This is a genomic window from Sphingomonas sp., assembly GCF_003248515.1.
Lineage (GTDB): Bacteria > Pseudomonadota > Alphaproteobacteria > Sphingomonadales > Sphingomonadaceae > Sphingomonas_I.
Genome location: NZ_QFOB01000020.1, coordinates 38,600 through 45,382 on the forward strand (window position 1 = coordinate 38,600; position 6,783 = coordinate 45,382).

Sequence of the window (6,783 nt, forward strand, 5' to 3'; positions counted from 1 at the left end):
AGATCCGTGCGTCAAGAGGCTTGGGCGGCGGCGGGTGCCGCGGGCGCGGTGTCGGTGGAGGCGCGGCCGGCGAGCCGGGCAAAGACGGCGTTGCGCGGACCGAACAGTTCGGCGCGCCCGTCCCGCAGGAACAGCATCTTGTCGACCGACGCGAGGACATTCATGCGATGGGCGACGATGATCATCGTCACGCCCTTGCCGCGCAGCTCATCGAGCGCGGCGATCAGCTGCGCCTCGCTTTCCGAATCCAGGCTCGCATTGGGCTCGTCCAGCACCAGCACGGCCGGGCCGCCGAACATCGCGCGGGCCAGCGCGATGCGCTGCGCCTGGCCGACCGACAGGCCCGCACCGCCCCAGCCTAGCTGCGTATCGTAGGCATTGGGCAGGCGGAGGATGAATTCATGCGCTCCGCAAAGCTGGGCCGCGCGCACCACTTCGGCATCGAGCGCGCCGGGCTCGGCGAATTCCGTCTGGAAGCGGGCGATATTCTCCTTGATCGTCCCGCGAAACAGGGTGGCGGCCTGCGGGACATAGCCGATCAGGCCGCCAATCTGCTGCTCGGGCCAATCCTCCAGCGCGGCGCCATCGATGCGGACGCAGCCCTCGCTCGGCGGCAGCGCGCCGGCGATCACCCGGGCCAGCGTCGATTTACCCGCGCCCGACGGACCGATGATGCCGAGAGACTCACCGGCCTCCAGTTGGAAGCGGATGCCCTGGAGCAGCGCACGATCGCTGCCGGGCACCATCACGCGGACACCCTCGACCGCGAGCGCACCGGCCGGATCGGGCAATTGCGTCGTCTGGCGGATCGTCCCCCGCGCCGCGAAGAGATCGACCAGCGAGCGATAGGCGGCACGCGCCTGGATGAGATTCTTCCACGCGCCATTGACCAGCTCGATCGGCTGGAGCGCGCGCGAGACGAGCAGGGACGCGGCGAAGAGCGAGCCGACCGAAACCTTGCCCTCGATCGCCAGCAGTGCGCCGAGGCCGAGCGCCAGAGACTGGAGCAGCAGCCGGATCGCCTTGATCGCGGAGGTGTAGCCGGAGCTGCGGAACGTCGCCCCCAGCGCGAGCCGCGTCGCGACGTGCCGCTCGGCAAGGTGGCGCCGGATCATCGCCGGACGCATGCCGAGGGAGCCGATCACGCCGGAGGCCGAGAGGATGCTCTCGATCCCGCTGTGGCTCACCTGAGCGGACTGGCTCGCCTGGCGGATCGGATCGGCGGTGGCGCGCTCATTGAGCCAGGACAGGACAGACAGCACCACCGCGCCGCCCACGGCCAGCCCGGCCAGAGCCGGATGCAGCAGGAAGCAGACCAGCACGTAGATTGGCGCCCATGGCAGATCGAACAGCGCGAGCACGCCCGCGCCCGTCATCGTCGAGCGGAACGCATCAAAATCGCGCATCGCGGATGTCGTGCGCGCGCTGCCGCCCGTGCCGGCAAGGCGCAGCATCGCATCCAGGATCGGGCCGGCCAGCTCGCGATCCAGCCTCGCGCTGGCCCGGACGAGCAGGCGCGTGCGGACCAGATCGAGGAGCGCGATCGTCAGCACGGCGGCCGACAGGATCAGCGTCAGCATCGTGAGCGTCATCGCGCCGCGCGTCGGCATCACCCGATCATAGACCTGCAGCATGTAGATGGTCGGCGCGAGATAGAGCAGGTTCAGGAACGCGCTGAACGCCGCGCCATGCACGAAATAGCGCCGGCAGGCCCGAATCACGCGGCCGATCGGATCGGCGGCATCATCCGCAGTGTGAGACGTGGAACCAAGCTTCAACATGCTCTGGAAATCCAAGGAAGGACTGGGCGCAAACCAACATGGTGAACCGCTCTTCCGAATGGGTGCGAGCTACGCGAGTTTCCCTAAGCCGCCGTTAACGACGATCCGTAAGTAACGATCACCCGACGCACCGATGGGCTCGGGCGATCGGCGGCGGCACGCGCCGGCCATCCCGGCGCGGCGATCCGGCGTCGCCTCTCTCATCCTGCCGCGCAACGGCCGTGACCGCGCCCTTCGCCCCAAACAGGCAACGGACCGCGACCTTCATGCGCCGCAAGCGAAGATACTGTCTTCCACCCCCCGGCCGCAGCCGCTGAACCAAGATCAGCCCGATGCGGCGACGGCCTTATGGTTAACAAGAGCAGCCTTGAGAGTCACGGCCAAATCGGCCCTTTTCGGGCACGGACCATCCCGGCCTCGCCAATGGTCGCGGGGATGCACCGATTGGACCGCGTCGAAACGAACGGGCCGCGTGCCAATGCCTGTCCGGGCGCCGCCGCCTCCGGGAAAGGGCGCTCAGTCGGCGGCCGCGGCCGTGCCTTCGATCCGGGCGGGGGCGGGCGCGCGCAGGCGGTGGCCGAATCGATTCGAAGGCCGCTCGACGAAGCGATACATGATGGACGAGGCGAGAACGGACAGGCCGAAGCCCAGCACCACATAGCCCGCCAAGGGAAGCAGGGGATCGCCGGATGACGAGAGCGTCGCGGCATAGAGCAGGGCGAGCACCGGCAGATGCAGCAGATAGAAGCTGTAGCTGCGATCACCGAGGAACTTGCCGATCCGCGATTCGCCCAGTCGCTCCACGCCGATGAGGAAGATGGCGAAGGCGATGGTGTAGGATCCCACGGCGCGGAACGTGTGGATGTCAAAGCCCGCGCGGATCTTGCCGAGCGTATAGAAAGCGAGAAAGCCCACGACCGCGCCGAAATAGAGCTTCAGTTCCAGCGGCATCGTGGCGATGAACCGGCGGGATTCGCCGCCGCGCGCTTCCCAGTGCAGCCGGAGGCCGGCGCCGCAGAACATGATCGAAAGGTGAAGCAGGCCGAGATAGATCATGTCCGTCGAGAGATGATCGGCCCGGTGGAGCGCGACGAGCGCGCCCGCATAGATGATCGATAGCGCGAAGAAGCCGAAGGCGAAGGCCGCATAGCCACGCCGCCCGATCGGCCAGGCGAGCACGGCAAGGCAGATGAGCATGTAGAAGATGAGTTCGATCTGAAGCGTCCAGAACACGCCGATCGCCATCCGCGCGCCCAGCAGGTGGGGCATCATGGTAAGGTTGGCCAGAAAATCGGTGAAGGTGATCGTCGAGGCCAGATTGGAAAGGCGCGGTATGCCCGCGATCGAAAGCAGGCCCGCGACCACGACCGCCAGCCAGTAGGCCGGAAAAAGCCGGAAGAAGCGGTGCGTCCAGAACAGCCCTGCCGCCGCCGGCGTGCGATCGCGGATGGCGCGGACGATGACGAAGCCGCTGATGAGGAAGAAGACGACGATCCCCATTCGGCCGAAATCGATCATCGCGAGCAGGCCCGCCTCGGCATCCTGACCCCTGGCATAGGCGCTGAAGCCATGATGCAGGAAGACCAGCATCACCGCGATACCGCGCAGCGTATCCAGCTGGACGATGCGGCCGCGCGACGGCGCCGCTCCGCTCGGATTTCCCATCACATTCCCTTCTTGCCACACCGGGACATCCGCAGGCGGATCCGTCCCTCTTCCACGAGGTTCCGCAATCGCCCGAAGAAAGAGGCCAGCGCCCGACTATCCCGATGAAAGCATCGGGGGTCAACGGCGCCGAACGCCGCCGGATCGAGACGGAAGGCCCGAAAACGGGCGTTTTCCGCAGCATTCCCGCCCGGACAATTCCCGATCTGGGCGGCACGCCCGCAGGTGGCATCCGGCGAGCCGGAACGGTCGATCGCCGCGACGGACCGCCCGTCACCGGGCGGGATTCGAAAAGCCTGAAACGAGGCCCGCGACATGCACCCCGGCCAGCGCCACGCGGCGATTCGCCCCGTTACGCGCCCACCCGTCAAAAGGTTCCATCCGCCTGAAAATTCCCCTTTCGGTGACGAACAAGTCACTGAATCAAATAGACAATAGATATTTCCATCGGGAATCTTACCGCGCCGGTAACCATGTCATTTAACGTGATTAAAGGTCAGGTCCGGTAGTCAGGATTCATCCCAGTATTTTTGCGTGAGAGTAATTCCCCGACATGGCCGACCAGTCTTCGCAAACCATCGCCACGGTCTCCGCACAGGACCTGCTCGGAAGCTTCGGGGTGAACACCCATTCCGGGCTGTTCGATCAGGACGGCTATGTCAACGCGGCGCTCGTCATCCGATCGCTCGACTATCTCGGCATCAGCACGGTCCGTGACAATTTCCGCTCGGATGGCGTGCCCGGCCAGGTTCTTCAGGCGATGGCCGATGCCGGCATCAAGTTCGACTTCGTCGCGCTGAACACCGTTGCCGCCAATGGCAGCGCCGGCGTCCAGAGCTTCATCGATGGCGTGGCCGAATTCGCACGGATCAATTCGGGCCAGGTGATCGCGATCGAGGGCCAGAACGAAGTCGATCTGTTCGGCACCAACTATGCCGGCGATACGACGATGACCGCCGCCATCGCGGTGCAGAAGCTGCTCTACACCGGGGTGAAGGCCAATTCGGTGCTGGCCGATGTCGCGGTGTACAATCTCGCGATGGGCCGCGAAGCCAATTATGCGGCGCTCGGCGATCTTTCCGCTTACAGTGATTATGCCAACGCCCATTTCTATGCCGGCGCGGCGAGCGACGTCGCGACGCGCTATGCGAACAGCGTCACCCTCGCCAGCAGCGTCTCGCCGCGCGAAGGCTATGTCGTAACGGAGACCGGCTTCACGACCTCGACGGCGGCCACCGGCGTTTCGGTCGATGAACTGGCGCAGGCGAAGATGACGTTGACGGGCCTGCTGATGGCCTATGCCGATGGTTCGGCCATGAGCTATGTCTATCAGCTGCTCGATACGCCCACCTTCGTGAATACGGTGGCCAGCTCACCCGAAGCGGAAACCGCGTTCGGCCTGTTCAAGGCCGATGGCTCGCCCAAGCTGGCGGCGACGACACTCCACAATTTCACCTCGCTGCTCAACGCGAGCGGCGGAGGCGCCGTGAACGGCACCTATCAGATCCAGGGCCTCGGCTCGGATGGCCATTCGCTGTCGGTGGACAAGGCCGCCGGCGGCAGCGATCTGGTGATCTGGCGCAACGTCAGCTCCTACAGCACCGCCACGAACAGCGCCGTCACGGTCGCGCCGGAGCAGGTGACGATCACCTTCAGCTCCGTGCAGGCGCACGTCTATGTCTATAATCCGCTGAACGGCCTTGAGCCGATCGCATCCTATTCCAACGTCTCGTCGATCACGCTGCCGGTTTCCGATACGCCGCTCGTGATCGAACTCGGCAGCAACCACCCCTATACGGCGGTGGAGCTGGTGGCCTCCGATCCGACGCTGACGATCGATACCGCAAGCTTCGTCGCCCAAATCGACACGCTTTCGAAGACGTCCGGCATCACTACCGTGAACCTCACCGACAGCCACACGCTGGAAGTGGCCTCGATCGAGACGATGAAGGATATCATCGCCAATTATGGCAGCCTGCTCGCCAGGATCAGCGGCGGCTATGATTTCGTGATCGAGAATGTCGGCACGACCTACAAGATCGACATGGCGTACGACAAGACCGGCGCGCTCGTCTCCACCTCGAACTATACGCTGGCGGGCGGCGCCGTGACCGCGCTCGATGTGACATCGGTCAGCGGCGCGACCGATCATTACAGCTACAAGAACGGCGTGGCCGTCGATGAAACCCACATCGCCGCCGACGGGGGCCGCACCACGATCACCTATGACGGCGCCGGCCGCGCGACCCAGCGCGTCGACATCGCGGCCGACGGCGCGACCATCACCCAATTCTATGACGCCGCCACGGGCGCCGTGACGACCAAGACGATCTTCAACGCCGACAAGAGCGGCGACGTCTGGCACTATGGCATCACCGGCAAAAGCTACACGTCCGAACATTATGTTTATGGCGCGGGCAACGTCTTCCTCAGCCTCGTCCGCCTCCACGCTGATGGATCGCGCGATTATTACGAGCAGCGCAACGCCGATGGCAGCCTGCTGCAGGATTTCTACAGCGCAGGCGGCGTGATCACGCAGGAAGTGCGCGTCGCCGCCGATGGCAGCCGCGCCACCACCACTTATGACAGCGCCGGCCGCATGATCCAGGATATCACGGCCGACAAGGTGACGACCACCTGGGCCTATGACGCATCCGGCACGCTCGTCACCAAGACCGTCTTCAACGCCGACAAGAGTGGCGACGTCTGGCATTATGCCATCACCGGCAAGACCTACACGTCAGACCACGCCGTCTATTCCGCAGGCGGCGCGCTCGTCAGCCTGACCCGCCTGCACACGGACGGCTCGCGCGACTATTACGAACAGCGCAACGCCGATGGCAGCATCGTCCAGGATTATTACAACGCCGCCGGCGTCATCACGCAGGAAGTCCGCGTCGCCGGCGACGGCAGCCGCGCCACCACGCTCTATGACAGCACCGGTCGCAAGGTTCAGGACGTGTCCGCCGACAAGGTGACGACCACCTGGGCCTATGATGCCTCGGGCACGGTGACGACCAAGACGATCTTCAATGCCGACAAGAGCGGCGATGTCTGGCACTATGGCATCACCGGCAAGACCTACACGTCGGATCACTACGCCTATGGCGCGGGCAACGTCTTCCTCAGCCTCGTCCGCCTCCACGCCGATGGATCGCGCGACTATTACGAGCAGCGCAATGCCGATGGCAGCATGGTGCAGGATTTCTACAGCACGAGCGGCGTGATCGCGCAGGAGGTGCGCATCGCCGCCGATGGCAGCCGCGCCACCACCACCTATGACAGCGCCGGCCGCATGATCCAGGACATCACCGCCGACAAGGTGACCAGCAACTGG

At 64.9% G+C, this 6,783-nt stretch carries 3 protein-coding genes; 1 reads left to right on the forward strand and 2 read right to left on the reverse strand.

Annotation, left to right across the window (positions count from 1 at the left end; genetic code table 11):
* Positions 1–11: 11 nt before the first annotated feature.
* A complete protein-coding gene (locus DI605_RS20180; protein ID WP_293977383.1) occupies positions 12–1,781 on the reverse strand; it encodes a type I secretion system permease/ATPase in 1,770 nt (589 codons plus the stop codon).
* Between the two features lie 516 nt (positions 1,782–2,297).
* A complete protein-coding gene (locus tag DI605_RS20185) occupies positions 2,298–3,446 on the reverse strand; it encodes an acyltransferase (protein ID WP_293977385.1) in 1,149 nt (382 codons plus the stop codon).
* 553 nt (positions 3,447–3,999) lie between these two features.
* Here DI605_RS20185 and DI605_RS20190 point away from each other — a divergent pair.
* On the forward strand, positions 4,000–6,783 hold a 2,784-nt coding region (locus DI605_RS20190; RefSeq protein ID WP_293977387.1), incomplete at its 3' end, for a hypothetical protein.